The 308-nt window shown below is 41.6% G+C and carries 1 pseudogene; it reads left to right on the top strand.

Annotation, left to right across the window (positions count from 1 at the left end):
• Positions 1-204: 204 nt before the first annotated feature.
• Positions 205-308: pseudogene (locus IV91_RS19945) on the top strand (ADP-ribosylglycohydrolase family protein); the annotation flags it as partial.

The raw sequence follows: 308 nt of genomic DNA, 5'->3' as shown, positions 1-308 counted from the left end.
AAGTAACCTTTACGCTACTCGAAGAAGACGGTGGTTCACTCATCTGGCCTCAAATCACGGGAGCGAGACGCCTTAGGTGATACCTCATGCAAGAAGTTCTATCGATTTATCACGAAGTCGTCTGAAAATGGAAATTCAGGTTGAAAGCCGGCTACAATTACTCACAGATTCCACCAACAAAGTTAAATTATATTAAGGACCAGTATGTTAGGCGCAATAATCGGCGACATAGTCGGCTCAATTTATGAATTCGACAATCACCTCAGTAAAGAATTTGTTTTTTTTGGTGAGGATGCTAGATTCACCGA

Origin of the sequence: Ferrovum myxofaciens (assembly GCF_000735045.1) — a bacterium.
GTDB lineage: Bacteria > Pseudomonadota > Gammaproteobacteria > Burkholderiales > Ferrovaceae > Ferrovum > Ferrovum myxofaciens.
Note: the sequence above shows the minus strand (reverse complement) of the source record. Positions and strands in the feature narration are given on the sequence as shown.